Below are 16,065 nucleotides of genomic sequence, written 5' to 3' on the forward strand. Positions count from 1 at the left end.
TGAAGAGTATTTTAGAGAGCGGGAATGTCGTTGACCGACCGGTCCCCAGCCAACTCGCGGGTCGCATCGGACAGCGCCTTCATGGAGAGTTCGGGCGGCAATGCCCCGGGGGGAGACCAGTTCGGGAGCAGATGAAATTCTTGACCAGGCCAGGCGATGTGCCAGGCATGGAGCAGCATTCCGCCGGGGCGTGGCGGGCCGCCGTACTTAACGTCTCCGATCAGGGGATGTCCGCGGGAGGCAAGCTGCACTCTAATCTGGTGGGTGCGCCCGGTCAGCGGCGCGACCAGGACCAGGGCGGCGTCCTTGGACTGAAAGAGGGTTCGGACCAAGGTGCGGGAGGGCTTGCCCGCGCCGACGCGCATTTTTTCACCGAAGTCCGTCCGGACCTTGGCCGTCTCGTCTCGCAACAACACCGGCTCGCGCCATGGGGGGCGTCCATGGACCCAGACCAGATAGGTTTTGCGGACCTCCCCCTTGCGCCACAGAAATTGCAAGGCCTGGAGCCGGGCGTAGGTCTTGGCAACAATCAACAGGCCGGAGGTATCCCGGTCCAGGCGATGAACCAGGGCGGGCTTCCAGGGGTGGTCCGCGAAACGGGAACGCAGACGATCCGCAACGCTGTCCTGGTGGCCGGTCCCGGCGTGGACCGGAAGGCCCTTGGGTTTGGCCAGCACGAGCAGGTCGTAGTCTTCATGCACCACATGGAGAAGGCGATCTTCGGGACTGTCGAGAGCCGGTGCGGCGGGCGGCCCGGGTTCAGGAAGATCGTGGGGCGGGATACGGACGCGGTGGTTCGCTTCAAGACGGGTCCCGGGCTTGGCCCGGGACCCGTTCACACGAACTTGGCCGGTACGGATCCAACGCTGCAATGCCGAAGCCGGGACCGCGCCAGCCAAGCGGCGCTGGAGGAACTGAAGCAGCTTCTGCCCGGCCTCGGGCGCGCTCACCGTCCAGACTTGGACCCCCGGCACGGCTAGTTCGGTACTATTCCAGGCCGATGTCCAGCGTGGTCCCGGCATCCGGCACGGTGTCCAGGTCCAGGGCGTAGGTCAGCAACACGGTGCGGCGCTGGGTGAACCCGGTCACTCCGGGGTGGGTGTTCACCAGCACGAAAAGCTCGGTGCGTCCGTCGTTCATCACGTCTTCCAGGCCGTAATCCACCACCGTGCCGCGAATGCGCCGGGTCTTCCAGTTGATGTTCAGGTTGATGCCGTCCCAGAAAAGAGAGTGAATTTCTCCCTGGGGGAAATACCGATAGCGGGCGAAGAATTGGGCCGAAACGGAGATGTTTCGATTGACCAACAGGTTCCAGGCCGTGTCCCTGCCCAGCCGGACCGGAACCAGACGCGAGGGAATGTAGTAGTAGTCCCGCATCTCCTCGTCCTTGTCCTGGCCGAGGCCCGGCAACCCATCGACAACCTCCAGGCCAAGAGCCGAACCGCCATAGGACTCCTCGGTGACCGACTGAAAACTGCTAGTGGAGGAAAAGACGCGCAGTTTGTCGCGATGGTCAGCGATGACGATCTTGAAGTCGTTGTCCTGGGGCAGAAAGGTGAAATTAAAGACGTTGGCTTCACGGGGCAGGTTCAGAGCCGTGCCAGGCTCCAGACGTCCGTCCATGCGCACTACCTCGTGGACGCTGGAATCAAACAGCCGGTTGCGGCCCTGGCGCTGGCCGATCAGGACGGAACGGTAGTCCGGGGGGTGGCGTACCACATTCATGTACAGGGGGATGCGATCCTCAAGAAGTGTGAAGCGGCCATCGATAAAATTCAAAATGAACGACCGGGGTGCTTCCTCAAGTATCGCCGAGACGATAATTTCCTGAAATCCGTCCCGGTTGATGTCCAGCAGATTGATGTTCAGGCATTGAATCCGGGCTGGCGCCGCGTATTCGGCCAGAGGCATCAGCCTGTTGTCCATTACGTGGTAGGCCAGGATTTTGTTGTCAGTAAGGATGAATATCTCGTTTTTGCCGTCGCCGTTTGCGTCGCCGACCACCATGCCCAGGGAGGGGAAGGGCAGGGCCTGGCTGCGCCAGCGGCCGGGCGCGTCAGCCGAACCGGTGTAGAGTATTTCCGGGTTCAGATGGTACGGGGTGCGCTCCGGACCGTACTCGTTGTAAATCAGGTCCGGATGGCTCGGAACGGCGGCCCGGGCCGGTCGGCCCGTTTGGGGCTGGTCGGCCTGTTCCTGGCGCCTGCCGAAGACCTGGGCGTTGATTTCCCGGGCCACACCTTCCAACGCGGGAATCAAGTCGTTGAGCGGAACCTGGGCGGAGTACGGGAAATCGTTGCCCTGAGCGTCCAGAACATGAGCGTCCAGGCTGGCCTGGTCGCCGAGAATGGTTACGCTGCCGAAGATCAGGTAGTCCGTGCCCAGAGCGTTCAACGCCTCCTGAGCCTGGTCCAATGAGGCCGGAGTCGTGGGCACAGTCCGGGTGATGACGGGCCTGTCCACGTCTTCGAAGCGGCCGACCCACTTCAGCCGCGAGGCCAGCATGGTCTGCACGCCCTGCCCAAGGTAGGCGTACTGGTCCGGACCGTGCACGGTGAAGGGCAGCACGGCGAAGCGCTTCAGCGCGTCCTCGGCCAGGGCCGCACTGGGCGGGGTAGCGCAGGTGAACAAAATAACGGCCATTAGCACAAAACGAAAGAAATGACGCATGGGGGTCTCCTTGACATTGGCGGGGAGGGACATCATGTCGGGCTGGTCGCGTCGCGCAAAACCACGACGAGTTGTCCGGGACCGGGACGATTCAGCGTGACCCGGGCGGCGTTGTTGACAGTTTGAGCCAGGATTTCCAGTTCCTCGGGAAGTCTGGGCCGGAAGGCGGAGGCTCCGCCCTCCGGAAGGTGCAGTCGGAGATGGCTTTCAGCGTCGTCGCTGAACAAATCCGGTCCGATCCACATTTGCACGTCTCCCTGGGATTGGGATACAAGCGAAAGATACAGCAGCCACAAGCCCTGGATCCGGTCACGCTCAGGCGTTCCGGGCGCCAGCAACGATTCCAGCTTCGCGGAGAGATCGTCCACCACCTCGCCCAGCCTGGACTCCAGAGCGTCGAGTACGGCGGAGCGCCGGCTCGGGGGACAGTGCCTCAAGGCTTGGAACAGAGCGGCGAACAACGCGGCCGAAATGTCTCGCGAATCGTTTCCGGAAACCGTCAGGGGACGGTCTGAACAAGTGGAAGGCGAATCGGAAGGCATGCCGACAAGAGGATCGGGTAACGTCTCGGATAATGGGTCGATCAACGGCAACGGTCCATTGTTGTCTGAAAGTCGAAAAGTTCATTTTAGACGCTTTCATTCACCAACGCAAATGATGATTTGCGCGCATACGGGAGCGAACGGGTCTCATGCCGAGAAGTTTTCGCATCGTCTGCCAACCTGAGCACGTCGGGCTGGTGGAAGAACTGCTGCGGGCCGAAGGCCATGTCTTCACCCCGGAGCCTTTTTTCCCCCTGGCCCACCGGGTGGAGGAGGAACCGACCCCGCTGGGCGCATCCGCCGCGGCGGCATTCGGTCTGATCTACATCCAGGACCGTTCCTCCATGCTCGCACCGCTCTTGCTGCAACCGCCTCAAGGCGGAACGGTCCTGGACATGTGCGCCAGTCCGGGCAGCAAAACCGGCCTGTTGGCCCAACTCGTTGGCCCCGCGGGCATGGTGCTGGCCAACGAGCCCAATCCGCGGCGACTGGCTACGTTGCGCCAGAACCTGACGGCCCTGAACCTGATCCAGGTGACCACCTGCGGCCGCCCCGGACAGGAATTGCCTTTGCCCGAAGCCTCGTTCACCCATATCCAGTTGGACCCTCCGTGCAGTGGATGGGGGACCGTGGAGCGCAACCCCCGGGTTCTGGAAATGTGGCCGGAGCACAAACTCGGACCGCTGGTCGCCCTGCAACGCGAGCTGTTGCGCAGGGCCGCGGCCCTGCTGGCTCCCGGAGGGCGGCTGCTCTACTCCACCTGCACCACCAATCCGGCGGAGAACCGGGAGCAGGTCCGTTGGGCCGAGGAACACCTCGGCCTGACGTCCGTCCCGTTGCATCCCCTGCCGGGCTTCGACTTGTCCCATGCCCGGTCCGATGCCCTGGGTGAGGACGACGGCTGCTTATATGTTCATACCGAGGCAGGCGAAGGCCAGGGCTTTTTTTTCGCCGCCCTGACATGTTCCGAAGCCCGTTCCAATACCCCTCCGGCAACCTCCGAAGGAGTACGACAGGAACGATCCGCTTCGTTGGAATCGGTCGGACGGCCCCATGGGGGCAGAGGGCGGAAAAAGGACAACTCCTTCGGAGCGGTGATCCGACCCGGCGAGTTTTCCGGCCTGGAAGACGCGGCCTGGGAACATCTGCCTCCGGGAGAACTTCGGGACTTCAACGGACGAGTGGTCTTCTTGCCGGAACGGGCCTTGTCTCAAGGCTTGGCATTGCCGCTTTCTCTGGGTTGGCGAGGATTCGACATGGGCCGACTGACTGGTGGAACCTTGCGGCTCAATCCCCGGTTACGGCTGCTGTTGCCGGAATACCGGTCCGGTCAAGGGATGAGCCTGGACGACGTTCGCGACCTGAGAAAGCTGCTGCAGGGCCAGAGCCTGGACTTGCCCTCGGAAGCCGCGACCGGACTTTCGAAACGTGCCGGGAGATCTTTCGGGGGACGGATCGGGCTGTACTGGCGCGGTTTGCCCCTGGGCTGGGCCACGGTCAAGGGCGGACGATGTCTATGGTCGCCAAAGTGAGCATCCACGGCGCTTTTCCTCCGGAATGGCCTGGGCGTAGGCCTGAAAGACGTCCTCGCGGTTGATCAGGCCCAGCACGTGATGGGCGGCGTCCTCCGGCGTTTCGGGCCTGATTTCGTCCCGGACCACGGGAATCTGGTCCACGTCCGCCTCCACGAAGGCCATCAGGGCCGTATACAAAGAGTCCTCGGGCCGGAGCAGCACGGGTTTGCGGGCCACGTCCTTGACCACCAGCAGATCGCACAGATCCTGTTCGTAAAGGATCGTTCGCACGTCCTGGATGGACAAGATGCCGGTGATGCGGTCGTCGCGGCCGCGCACTGGAAAGTTGAACTGGCTGGTGTTGGCGATGACGTCCATCAAGACCCTCCAGGTCGTCCCTTCCTCCAGAATGATCACCCGGCCGGGCCGGAAATGGTCCTGAACGCGCAGTTCCTCCAGGACGTTGATGGTGGCGTCCTCCCGGTGCGCGGGGGAGTCGAACTTGTTCTCGGCCTGGTGCTCGTAGAGCGAGACGTCGCGGTTGATGACCAGGCACAGGGCCGAGGCCAGCATCAGCGGGGCCAGCAGGCCGTAGCTTTGGGTGATCTCGCAGACCATGATCAGCGGGCCCACCGCGGCGTTGGCCACCCCGGCGAAAAACGCGGCCATGCCCACTAGGACGTAGCCTCCGGGCTGCGTGACCACGCCTGGAAGCAGGAAATGGCCGACCTGCCCCACCACCCCGCCGCACATCCCACCCACGAACAGGGCCGGGGCGAACATCCCGCCGCTCATGCCCGAACCCAAGGTGATGGACGTGGCCAGGGTCTTGCCGAGAAATACGGCCAGCATCACCACCAGGGACAATTGGCCCAGCACGGCCATTTCCAGCCAGCCGTAGCCGTCGCTGAGCACGGGCGGAAAGACGACCCCCAGCATGCCCACCAGCAGACCGCCCAGCCCCATGGACCAGATCAGCCCGGCGCGTTGCCGGACATGCTCGAACACGGTGCGCTTGATGAAGAAGAACGTGGAGAGGTAGGCGCGCCCGGCCAGGGCGCAAACCAGGGCCAGGACGATGTAGAATGGCAGCTCCTGGGCGCTCTGGAAGCGGAAGTCCGGGGTTTCCAGCATGGGCACGGCGCCGAAGAACAGGGTGAACAGGGAGTAGGCCGTAACCGAGGAGATCAGGGCCGGCAGGATGGCTTCGGCCTCGAAGTCTTCCCGGTAGAGCACCTCCACCGCGGTGATCGCCCCGCCCAAGGGGGCCCGGAAAACCGCGCCCAGTCCGCCGGCCGCGCCGGAAAGCAGCAGGATGCGCCGCTCCTTGGCGCTCAAGCCGAGGCCTTCAGCCAGCAGGGAGCCGAAACAGCCCCCGAGCTGGGCCATGGGGCCTTCCCGTCCGGCGCTACCCCCGCTGGCGATGGTCAGCACCGCTGTGGCGCTTTTGATCAGGGTCGCGCGCAGGGGCATGTGGCCGTCCTGGCGGTGGAAGGCTTTGATCATGGCGTCCGTGCCGTCCGTGCCCCCGGACATGGGTTCCGGAATCCAGCGGCTGACCAGGATTCCGGTCAGCACCCCCACGGAAGCGGTGAGCATGGGGACCAGCCAGGGGCGGTACGTCCCCGGCTCGCCGTGAAAGAGATCCTCGCCCGAGGGCAGGGGCAGGTCCAGCCCGGCCAGATGCACCAGAAACAGATGACGCAGCCCCTCCAGACTGACGAAGAACAGCACCGCCGCGGCCCCGAGCAGCCCGGCCAGCAGGCCCAGCAAAACCCACCGCGCCGACCCGCCCCGGCCCTCGGCATGGATGAAGTGGACCCATCTCCGGAAGTGCGGCTCAAGAAAAGACATGGGTTGGGGGTCAGACGCACTGCCGGGCTTCCACCAAATGGGCCTCCGGGGAGCCGAGAATGCGGCGGGCCAAGAGAATGTCTTCGCGGATTCGCGTGATCAACGCGTCGAGCTTCGGAAATTTTTGTTCGCTGCGCAGCCGCTGAACGAAGTGGACGCGAACGTCGCGCCCGTAGATGTCCTGGTCGAAGTCCAGAATGTGCACCTCCACGGAGAGCACGTCGTTGCCGAAGGTGGGGTTGTAGCCGATGTTGGCCACGGCCGGGTGCGTCCGGCCGTTGGATTCGGCCCAGACCGCGTAGACCCCGGTCTTGGGAAACAGTTCGTCCCGCAATTGCAGGTTAGCCGTGGGAAAGCCCAACAGGCGGCCTCCCCGGTTGCGCCCGGACACCACCTGGCCCTCCACCCGGTAGAACCGGCCCAGCAAGGGCCGGACCTCCCAGACCAGCCCGGCCTGGACCATGTCCCGGATCCGCGACGAGCTGACCACGGCGTCGTCGATCAACACCGGCCCGATTTGCTCCACGGTAAAACCGTGGCGCTCTCCGAGCTTCCGGAGCATGGCGTAGTTGCCCTTGCGGTTGCGGCCAAAGGCGTAATCGTACCCGATGACCATCTCCCGCATGCCCAGACCTTCCAAAAGATAGATCCGCACGAACTCCTCGGGCTCCAGTTTGGCCAGGTCCTTGGTGAAGGCGACGCAAAAGGCGTAGTCGAGCCGCAGGGAAGCGATGGCTTCCAGCTTCTGGTGCGGCAAGGTGATGAAGGGGGGCGTCCGTGACCCGGTCAGCACCCGCAACGGGTGCGGGTCAAAGGTGACCGCCACGCTGATAAGGCCGAGGGAAGCGGCTTTTTGGCGCGTCCGGCACAGCAATTTTTGATGGCCCATGTGGACTCCGTCGAAATTGCCGATGGTGACGCAGGATTGAGAAACGGTTTGGCGAGCTTCGTCCAAAGTGCGCAAGACCTGCATGAGGATGGGGTACTCCTACCGGATAGGTATGTCGTCCGCCGTCTCCCGAACCCGAATCCGGAAGGCGCCGCGAAACGGCGAAATCAGCATCCGTACCGGAAACCCTCACATCCATCAACCATCTGACGATGCCCGAGCCGGGCGGACCGGTCACCCCCGTGACGGTGGCCTTGGAGAGAAAATTTGAACTTTCTTTTCCTGACCCCTTGCCAACCGAGGGCAATGTGAGTAGACACCTCTTCTTCGGGCCGAAGTGGTGGAATTGGTAGACACGCTAGGTTCAGGGTCTAGTGGGGGTTCCCCCGTGGGAGTTCGACTCTCCCCTTCGGCACCACAAATTTTAAAGGGATTCAAGCTATAATAGCTTGAATCCCTTTTTCTATGGGGCACAAATTGGCCGACTATTGGCCATTTGTTCATTGTTTTCTGGGTTAGCGTATTTATTAAGTATTCGGTAAAATGCAAAAGATGGCAACCAGTGCCTTGAGCCGTGCTCGCGCCCAAGTCATTGCCAGCACCGCCCAATCCGACTATTCTTATGCGCTCAATTCGCGAGTGATCCGCGTAACATCCCGTCGTTCTTGCTTCTTGCCCATCATGATTCAGGAGGTTCCCGCTTATGGAAGTTGCCGCCGTGCTTGATCAGGTCGCCAATCTACAAATCCTGAACCAGTTCCTGCTGTCCCTGTTTTTGCTCATCCCCATGGTTCTCGTGGCCAGGACTGCCGTGGCCGGAACGCGGTATTCCCCGATTCTGATCATCGTCATTTTCGGCCTGACCATGGGCTACGTCCTTGTCTCCAGCGGTGTTTCCACGCCGGGACTGCCCCAATTTTCATTGATTGATCTGATCAGCCGGGCGACCATCGTGGCTCTGACCGTTTCTTTTTTCGTGGGCGGACAGGAACTGCGCAAGATTCTGGGCGGTATTGAAGTGGAACCCGACGACATGGTGATTCCGTCCAAGGAAGAAACCTTCGTGGGGACGGGGCGGACGCAACTGATCTTCATCGTCCGGGCCTTTTTCCTGCTCATCGGGATCGAAGCTTTATATCGATTGACCCTTGGCCTGAGCTTTTCGGACCTGAGCCGGTTTTATCCCCTGATCGCCTATCTTGGTCTGGTGGGCGCGGTGATCATGATCGACCACAAGGCCCAGGTGACCAACAAGCGCCTGTACATCAAGATGGGCATCGTGGAAGTGGTGGCCATTCTCGGCATTCTCCTGGGATCCTACACCATCGCCATGTGGATCAAGCCGCTCATCGCCCTGCCGCAGATTTTCTTCGCCATGATCATTTCCGCCGGGTTGGGGGCGTTGATGTACCGCTGGCGCTTCGGGCCGACGATCCGGGCCCTGCTCTTCGCCGGCATTCCCGTGGTCCTGGCGGCCAACTTCATGATCGGCGGGTCGCGGATCACCGAGGCCTTCGCCATCACCGGGATGAACGCGGTGCTGGCCTACGGCTTTTTCGGCCAGATGTTCTGGATGTTCGGCGGCATCGCCCTGCTGATGCTCTTCGGCAAGACCGGGCACGCCAGAAACCTGGCCCCGGGCATGGCTGGCGCCCTGTCCCACTCCGGTCTGACCGGGGCCTGCACCGCCGGGGACTTGGGCAATACCGCGGCCTATCGGGCGCCGATCATGATCAACGTTCCATTTTTCGGGCATATCTTCGTCTTCTCCATCCTGGCCATGAGCGCTCAGCAGGGCAGCCTGATGATGTGGCCCTCCCTGCTGATCGTTCTGGCCGGAGTGCTCTTGACCGTCTTCTCCCTGAAGACCATGAGCAAGGCTGACGGCAAGGACGCCAGCGAAGTCAAGGGCCTGATGCAGTTTTCCTTCGGCTGGCAGCTCTGCGCGGTGTTCGGCGGGTTCGTGCTGCTCAGCGTTGCCGGCATGCCCCTGGGCTTCACGGCAATGTCCGTCTCCTCGGGTATTTCCCACTTCGGCCTTTTTGCCGCCACCCAGGGAGGAATGTTCGGTGAAGAGGCGTCCCTGCTGATCCCCTTCATCTTCTCCATGCCGTTTTTGGTCCATCCCCTGGTCTTTTTCATGTTCGGACGAGCCATGGAAAGCGACGGTGAAATGCCCCGCGTCCCGGTCTTCATCCTGGCGGGCATCGGCTTGTTGGGCGTGCTCTATTCCATGATCGCGGTGTAAAAATAATAATGCTGGAAGGTGGGAAGGTAAAAAAGGTAGCGAGTTAGGAATGCTTCACCGGCCACATCGCGGACACCTTCCCACTTTCCTGCCTTCTCACCTTCAACCCAAAGCTCTTAAATGCCATGTCCGATCATCGCGTAACCAAGTTCGCCATTCCGGAAATCATTTTCGGCCAGGGCAGCATCGGCTACCTGGCCCAATGCTCCCGCCGGCTGGGGGCGAAGCGGGCCTTGTTGGTCACGGACCAGGGGCTGATCGATTCCGGGTGGGCCGAACACGTGATGGATATTTTGCGAGAGGACGGACTGGACTTTCTGCTCTTCGACAAGGTCAACTCCAATCCGCGAGACTATCAGGTCCATGAGGGCGCGGATCTCTACGTCCGGGCAAAGGCCGACGTGATCATCGCCCTGGGCGGGGGCAGCCCCATGGATACGGCCAAGGGCGTGGGGACCATCGTGGGCAACGGCGGGCGCATCGCGGACTACGAGGGGGCGAACCGGATCATGCGGCCCCTGCCGCCGATGATCTTCATCCCCACCAACGCGGGCAGCGGTTCGGACATTTCCCAGTTCTGCATCATCACGGACGTGGAGCGGCAGGTGAAGATGTCCATCATTAGCCGTTCCCTGGTGCCCAACGTCTCCATCATCGATCCCCATCTGCTGATGACCAAGGGCGATCAACTGGTCGTGTCCTCGGCCATCGACGCCCTGGCCCACGCCATCGAATCCTTCGTCTCCCCGCTGGCCTCGCCCTTCACGGAGAATCAGGCCTTGAAGGCCATCGAGCTGATCGCCAAGAATCTTCAGCCCGCCCTGGAGAACCGGACGCCGGAAGTCATGGAGCAACTCTCCATCGCCAGCACTGCGGCGGGGATGTCCTTCAGCAACGCCGGCCTGGGCATTGGTCACGCCCTGGCCCACTCCCTGGGCGGCATCTTCGACACCCTGCACGGCTTGGTGCACCCCATCGTGCTGCCGGCGGTGATGCGCTACAACCTCCCGGCCTGTCCGGAAAAGATGTGCGCCATCGGGCGGATCATCCAGGGGGTTCCGGAAAGCTGCTCACCGAGCCAGGGAGAAGAGGGCATCGCCCAACTGGAGGAGCTGTTCGCCCGGCTGGACGTGCCGCACCGGATGCGGGACATCGTGCCCGACGCCTCCAAGCTGGAACAGATATGCAGGATGGCGGTGCACGATGCCTGCATGCTGACCAACCCCCGCAAGGCCGACTGGAAGGATCTTCTGGCCATTTGCAGGGAGGCGTGGTGATGGTCCAACCCACGGACCTACAGGACCTGATCGGCATCGAGCACAGCAAGCTCGGCTTTTTTCAGGAACTGCGCCAGAAGGTGGAAGAACTCAAGGAGTCCAACAAGCGCTCCGAGGAGCAACGCCGGGAAATCGCGGCGATTCTGGACGGAATCACCGACGTGATGATGGTCTTGTCCGAGAACCTGCGGATCATCTCGGTGAACCACGTCTTTCGGCACTTGTTCGATGATCCCCATCCCGAGGGAAAGTTCTGCTACGAATTGTTCCGCCATGAGAATCATCCCTGCCAGGAGTGCCCGGCGTTCCGCTCCCTGGCCACCAACTCGGTCTGCCGGGACACGGCCATCTTCAAGCTCAAGGGCCGCAATCGGCAGTTCGAGATGGTCGCCTCGCCGCTGAAGAATCCCGAGTGGCCGGAGCACCGGGTGTTGATTTTCAAGCGCGACGTGACCCTGGAGAAGGAATACCAGGCCAAGTATTATCAGGTGGAAAAAATGGCCACCATGGGCATGCTGGCCGCCGGCGTGGCCCACGAGGTGAACAACCCCATGGCGGCCATCCGCGGCTTCGCCGAGGGCCTACAGCGGAGGCTGCCCCGGATCGAGGGAGTGGTGGAGTCGGAGCTGGCCCAGGACTTTCGCGAATATACGGACATCATTCTCAAGGAATGTCATCGCTGTCAGAAGATCATCCAAACCCTGCTGACCTTCAGCCGTCCGGTTTCCGCGGCCTTCTCCCCCCTGGCCCTGAACAAGATCGTCACGGATACCCTGCGCTTGGTGGACCACCATCTGCGCAGGCGAAACGGTTTGAAAATTCACCTGCTTCTTGCCGATGAACTTCCCCTGATCTATGGAGACGAATCCCAGCTCAAACAGGTGATCCTGAATCTGCTGGTCAACGCCCTGGACGCCATCCAAGGCGAGGGGGCCATCCAGATCAAGACCAGTTGCGTGGAAGAGGAGGAGGTCTGCCTGTGCATCGAGGACACCGGGTGCGGCATTCCTCCGGAAAATTTGGATAAAATGTTCGAGCCCTTCTTCACCACCAAGCCCGTGGGCAAGGGAATCGGGATCGGGCTGGCCTCCTGCTACAATATCGTCCAGGAGCACGGAGGAGATATCTCCGTCACCAGCGAGGTGTGCAAAGGGTCTCGATTCACCGTCTGCCTTCCGTTGAACTCCAATGTAAGGATCTCGTGAGCGAACACTACTCGGTCCTCGTCGTTGACGACGAGGAATCCATCCTCAAGTTGTTCCAGAAGGAATTTTCCCGGCCGGAGCGGACCATTCACGTCGCGTCCTCCGCGGCCCAGGCCCGGCAGTTGACCCGGCGCAACGTCTACGACGTGGCTATCCTGGACATCCGCCTACCGGACGCTGATGGGCTGGACCTGTTCACCGAGTTCAAGGAACGGCTCCAGGACGTGGAAATCATCCTGATCACCGGCCACGGCAACATCGACAGCGCGGTCCAGGCCATGAAGCTGGGGGCCTACGACTACATCACCAAGCCCTTCAATCTGGACAAACTGGAGCTGGTCATCGAGCGGGCCTGGCAGCGGGCCTGCATGCAGCGGGAAAACCGCGGCTACCGGCTGTCGTCGGTCAGTCAGCGGGCGCACCGGATGGTGGGCAATTCGGAAAGCATCAAGCAGGTCCGCTATCTGGCTGGCCGAGCCGCGCCCACGGACGTGCCGGTTCTGCTGACTGGGGAAAGCGGGGTGGGCAAGGACGTGGCGGCCCAGGTCATCCATTCCGGCAGCAAGCGGGCGGACAAGCCGTTCATCATCAAGAACTGCGCGGCCCTGGTCAAGGAACTGGCCCGCAGCGAGCTGTTCGGTCACATCAAGGGCTCCTTCACCGGGGCCACGGAGTCCCGCGAGGGGCTGATGGCCTTCGCCCACAAGGGCACGCTGTTCCTGGACGAAATCGGCGAACTGCCTGTCGAGGTCCAGGCCTCGCTGTTGCGGGTATTGGAGAACAAGACCTATCGTCGGGTGGGCGACAAGGACGAGCGAACCATCGACATTCGCTTCGTCTTTGCCACCAGCCGGAATTTGTTCCACGAGGTGGAGGAGGGACGCTTTTTGGATGCGCTGCTGCACCGGATCAATGTTTTCAACATCCACACTCCGCCCCTGCGTGAACGCAAGGAGGACATTCCACTGTTGGTGGAACACTTCCTGGCCAGCCTACCCACCACCCCGACCCGCTTTCGAATCACGGACAAGGCCATGCACTGTCTGCTCAACTATTCCTGGCCCGGCAATGTGCGCGAGTTGCGCAACGTGATGGAACGAAGCATGATCCTTGCCGACGAGAACGTGATCACGGAACGCGCCCTGCCCCGTGAGCTGGTGACGCAGTCCCTGGCGGAAGCCGATGGTCAAGAGGATCCCGGCAGTGTTTTTTCCTTGAGCAGCATGGAACGCGACCATATTGGCCGGGTTCTGGCTCATCATAACGGAAATCGTCAGCAAGCCGCCAAAGCCCTGGGCATCGGCCGCAAGACCCTTTACCGCAAGTTGAAGGAATACGACCTGTCCTAACTTCCGGGGCCACGTCTTTCAACTATAAACCACGAACCATTCGTCACTGACCACAGCTTAGCGGAAAAGCATTTTGGTCCAAGCTCAATGATGTGCCAATAAAAAAACCCTCGAATCGAGGGTTTTTTTATTGGCCTGGAAGAGACGAGAGAGGAAAAAGAAGGACTATCGGCAGTAACGTGAAGTGAAAATTATTAGAAAGGCAGCGGCTTGCCCATGCCGATCAAAAATGCCGGAATCCAGAGTCCAATCGGTATCCAGATCAAGAGAGAGATGGCGACGACCTTGCCAGATAGTTTGCCGTAGAAGTTTAGCCAAACTTCATAGGTCAGCACGGCATATCCAGCTGCCATGAATGCCAAGTACATGTTCCCCTGCACGTACCAGACGTACATGTAGATGGTCGAGACAAAGGCGGTGCAAAGGCTGATGTTGCCAATCGTCTTCATGTTTTCAACACCATAGAGCAAAGCATAGGCAATAGCCATGTACAACAGGCCGTGTGAAAACAGCAAACCGCCAGCGAGAAGATCGCCTCCGGCTTTTACGGCGAATACCGCGTCGACAAATCCCCCGGCAATGGCCAGCAGACCGACGGCGGCGGCGATGAATCCGGTTCCCTTGGGTTCGCCATATCCCAAATTGAGCAGGGCAACCGCAAACCAAAACAGGCTGATCATGATAAGAATTGAAACGACCATACTCATTCTCCTTCCAATTTGTGATTATATGCCATTCCTCTCTGTCCCGCGGGTTATGTGGATAAAAAAGAAGTAAGTATGAGAAGCATCAATATCCAGTAATATGTGTCGACCATGCTTTCGTCACCACGCAAGGCAAAACACATGCCTAAAAGCATAATACATGCCACATTTTTTACATGGATAAATCACGAAATTTCCTTGGAGATATCCTCTGCCACGGCAACGCATGCCGGCCAGTGCCATCGCATTGGCCCGCTTCATGTATTGGCAAGAGAATTTTTCGTGACTACGTGGAATTGCGAGGGTATTGGGGAACTGCTCAGCAGCCCCGAAGCCCAGCCATGGAAACGTCCGCATAGTATGAGGTCAATGGAATAAGTCGTCCTTTCCTTGAAAAGCTGGAAACGTTCGCTGTCAACCACCTGAAAACCCTTCATTTCTGCTTTCGCCGGAATGAAGGGTTTCGGCGTTTCACGACTTTTCGCGGAAACATCATATCTGTCCTCGTACAGAGCCGGATCCCCAAAAAGACGTTTACCCGGAAATGTCACTCCGCGAGGAGATTTGATATGAGTAAAATTGACCCAATTCCGACAACATCATGGGACAAAACGATACACGCCCCAACATGCTTAAATATAATGTTTAACTAGCTCATGGAGCCGGAGGGGTGAAGATTGAGCTGGTTCGACGTCACTCATCTCGTCGTATTTTCATCCGGGTACGCACAGCAGAGCACAATCTAGTACCAGTCGGATTCCGAGAAGGGTTCCGCGTCCGACGGAAGACAGAGGGGAGATAATACCAACAGGTTGATAAGCCTTCCGCACGGCATAAATCGATCTTCCGACTTTTTCGCTTATGCCCGGTAAACCTGTCCAGGATTCCGGCGCATGGCATTCGCTTCTCGGAACATTGCCGTTGAACCATTTGCCGGGGCGCCCCAGGCTTGAGAAAAGCGTTCCAACATGGCGAGCAATGTAACTGAGTGTTGAAAAAGTCCTTTTCCGGCAGTTCGTTCAAAAACCCCAAGTGCAAGGAGCAAAAAAAAGTTCACTGAAACACGGGCATTGAACCTCTGCCCGGCGGATGCCAGCGTGGCCCAGGCCTTGATCATGATGGAGGAACGCGGCGCAAACATGGTGGTCATCCAGGATGCCCGGGAACACAACGTCGGGGTGCTCACGGACAGGGACATCAAGAAATGCGCTCGGCTGGGCAGGGATCCCGCGACATGTCCGGTGACGGACATCATGAGCGCCCCCATCTTCTCCCTGCCCGCGCAGTCCCATGTCTTCGAGGCCTGGCAGTTCATGATGCCCATTGTCGACTTTGCCCGCATTTACGCTTTGCAACACCAGATCGTCGAAACCAATACCCTGGAGCGCCTGCACCAACTGCACCAGTTGAACATTCTAAGCCGCCAGAACCATCTGGAAATCACACAGGCTTTCAGCTATCTGATGCGGATACGGCTGCAGTGCCAGGCCGAGGACATCGAATCCGGCCAGCGAATTCCGGATAATTACGTCAGTCCGCACGGACTGACTTCCATCGAGCAAAGGCTGCTCAAGGAAATTTTCACGCAGATCAAGCATTTTCAAACCAAGCTGAGCTATACGTTCACGGGTCAGGCTGGAGACGTCTGATGATTCTGGTCGTCTCGGATACCCACTGCTACTATGACAGGACTTTAACCGCATCGCGCCAAATCCAGCCTTTTCCGCAATAATTTCTGCATGTTAACCTGGCCCTTTGCGTAAGACCCTACTGATATCTCTGCTTTTTTGTCAAAAAAACGTTTAATTTTATA

Annotated in this window: 12 protein-coding genes and 1 tRNA gene; 7 read left to right on the forward strand and 6 right to left on the reverse strand. The window is 60.0% G+C overall.

Annotated elements, in window-relative coordinates; all coding sequences use genetic code 11:
- Positions 1-11 precede the first annotated feature (11 nt).
- Genes C6366_RS13820 through C6366_RS13830 form a run of 3 tightly spaced genes read right to left on the reverse strand, consistent with a single transcriptional unit; the run spans position 12 to position 3,212 of the window.
- The gene (locus C6366_RS13820) at positions 12-1,022 is read right to left on the reverse strand and encodes an RluA family pseudouridine synthase (protein WP_107738871.1); all 1,011 of its coding nucleotides are present in this window, start codon (positions 1,020-1,022) and stop codon (positions 12-14) included.
- Entirely contained in the window at positions 988-2,670 is a 1,683-nt protein-coding gene (locus tag C6366_RS13825) for an FG-GAP-like repeat-containing protein (RefSeq protein ID WP_158269788.1), read from the reverse strand. The genes C6366_RS13820 and C6366_RS13825 overlap by 35 nt, the downstream gene beginning before the upstream one ends.
- Positions 2,671-2,702: 32 nt before the next feature.
- On the reverse strand, positions 2,703-3,212 hold the full coding sequence (locus C6366_RS13830) for a hypothetical protein (RefSeq protein ID WP_146164858.1): 510 nt from the start codon (positions 3,210-3,212) through the stop codon (positions 2,703-2,705).
- A 149-nt stretch (positions 3,213-3,361) separates the two neighbouring features.
- On the opposite strand from C6366_RS13830, the gene C6366_RS13835 reads away from it, so the two are divergent.
- Entirely contained in the window at positions 3,362-4,744 is a 1,383-nt protein-coding gene (locus tag C6366_RS13835) for an RsmB/NOP family class I SAM-dependent RNA methyltransferase (protein ID WP_107738877.1), read from the forward strand.
- On the opposite strand, the gene C6366_RS13840 is transcribed toward C6366_RS13835, so the two are convergent.
- Both C6366_RS13840 and C6366_RS13845 read right to left on the reverse strand, forming a co-directional pair.
- Positions 4,727-6,580, reverse strand: a complete 1,854-nt coding sequence (locus tag C6366_RS13840) for a chloride channel protein (protein WP_107738879.1) — start codon at positions 6,578-6,580, stop codon at positions 4,727-4,729. The two genes, C6366_RS13835 and C6366_RS13840, sit on opposite strands and share 18 nt — an antisense overlap.
- 10 nt (positions 6,581-6,590) lie before the next feature.
- Complete coding sequence (locus C6366_RS13845; RefSeq protein ID WP_107738881.1) at positions 6,591-7,553, reverse strand: bifunctional riboflavin kinase/FAD synthetase; 963 nt, start codon at positions 7,551-7,553, stop codon at positions 6,591-6,593.
- A gap of 247 nt (positions 7,554-7,800) precedes the next feature.
- Here C6366_RS13845 and C6366_RS13850 point away from each other — a divergent pair.
- From C6366_RS13850 to C6366_RS13870, 5 genes are all read left to right on the forward strand, one after another.
- Positions 7,801-7,887, forward strand: a tRNA-Leu gene (locus C6366_RS13850).
- 285 nt (positions 7,888-8,172) lie between these two features.
- Complete coding sequence (locus C6366_RS13855) at positions 8,173-9,717, forward strand: hypothetical protein (protein WP_107738883.1); 1,545 nt, start codon at positions 8,173-8,175, stop codon at positions 9,715-9,717.
- A 125-nt stretch (positions 9,718-9,842) separates the two neighbouring features.
- Complete coding sequence (locus tag C6366_RS13860) at positions 9,843-10,994, forward strand: iron-containing alcohol dehydrogenase (RefSeq protein WP_107738885.1); 1,152 nt, start codon at positions 9,843-9,845, stop codon at positions 10,992-10,994.
- On the forward strand, positions 10,994-12,199 hold the full coding sequence (locus tag C6366_RS13865) for a nitrogen regulation protein NR(II) (RefSeq protein ID WP_107738901.1): 1,206 nt from the start codon (positions 10,994-10,996) through the stop codon (positions 12,197-12,199). The genes C6366_RS13860 and C6366_RS13865 overlap by 1 nt, the downstream gene beginning before the upstream one ends.
- On the forward strand, positions 12,196-13,548 hold the full coding sequence (locus C6366_RS13870) for a sigma-54 dependent transcriptional regulator (protein WP_107738888.1): 1,353 nt from the start codon (positions 12,196-12,198) through the stop codon (positions 13,546-13,548). Before C6366_RS13865 ends, C6366_RS13870 begins: the two co-directional genes overlap by 4 nt.
- Before the next feature lie 194 nt (positions 13,549-13,742).
- Here C6366_RS13870 and C6366_RS13875 read toward each other — a convergent pair whose 3' ends face one another.
- Positions 13,743-14,249, reverse strand: a complete 507-nt coding sequence (locus C6366_RS13875; protein WP_107738890.1) for an AmiS/UreI family transporter — start codon at positions 14,247-14,249, stop codon at positions 13,743-13,745.
- 1,073 nt (positions 14,250-15,322) lie between these two features.
- On the opposite strand from C6366_RS13875, the gene C6366_RS13880 reads away from it, so the two are divergent.
- The gene (locus C6366_RS13880) at positions 15,323-15,901 is read left to right on the forward strand and encodes a putative nucleotidyltransferase substrate binding domain-containing protein (RefSeq protein ID WP_107738892.1); all 579 of its coding nucleotides are present in this window, start codon (positions 15,323-15,325) and stop codon (positions 15,899-15,901) included.
- Positions 15,902-16,065: the final 164 nt, after the last annotated feature.

Source organism: Desulfonatronum sp. SC1 (assembly GCF_003046795.1).
GTDB lineage: Bacteria > Desulfobacterota > Desulfovibrionia > Desulfovibrionales > Desulfonatronaceae > Desulfonatronum.

Bases quoted from the DNA above. Each gene is read 5' to 3' on its own strand.
- C6366_RS13855 (WP_107738883.1), top strand. From the start codon at position 8,173: ATGGAAGTTGCCGCCGTGCTTGATCAGGTCGCCAATCTACAAATCCTG.
- C6366_RS13820 (WP_107738871.1), bottom strand. From the start codon at position 1,022: ATGCCGGGACCACGCTGGACATCGGCCTGGAATAGTACCGAACTAGCC.
- C6366_RS13845 (WP_107738881.1), bottom strand. From the start codon at position 7,553: ATGCAGGTCTTGCGCACTTTGGACGAAGCTCGCCAAACCGTTTCTCAA.
- C6366_RS13830 (WP_146164858.1), bottom strand. From the start codon at position 3,212: ATGCCTTCCGATTCGCCTTCCACTTGTTCAGACCGTCCCCTGACGGTT.
- C6366_RS13825 (WP_158269788.1), bottom strand. From the start codon at position 2,670: ATGCGTCATTTCTTTCGTTTTGTGCTAATGGCCGTTATTTTGTTCACC.
- C6366_RS13860 (WP_107738885.1), top strand. From the start codon at position 9,843: ATGTCCGATCATCGCGTAACCAAGTTCGCCATTCCGGAAATCATTTTC.
- C6366_RS13840 (WP_107738879.1), bottom strand. From the start codon at position 6,580: ATGTCTTTTCTTGAGCCGCACTTCCGGAGATGGGTCCACTTCATCCAT.
- C6366_RS13865 (WP_107738901.1), top strand. From the start codon at position 10,994: ATGGTCCAACCCACGGACCTACAGGACCTGATCGGCATCGAGCACAGC.
- C6366_RS13835 (WP_107738877.1), top strand. From the start codon at position 3,362: ATGCCGAGAAGTTTTCGCATCGTCTGCCAACCTGAGCACGTCGGGCTG.
- C6366_RS13875 (WP_107738890.1), bottom strand. From the start codon at position 14,249: ATGGTCGTTTCAATTCTTATCATGATCAGCCTGTTTTGGTTTGCGGTT.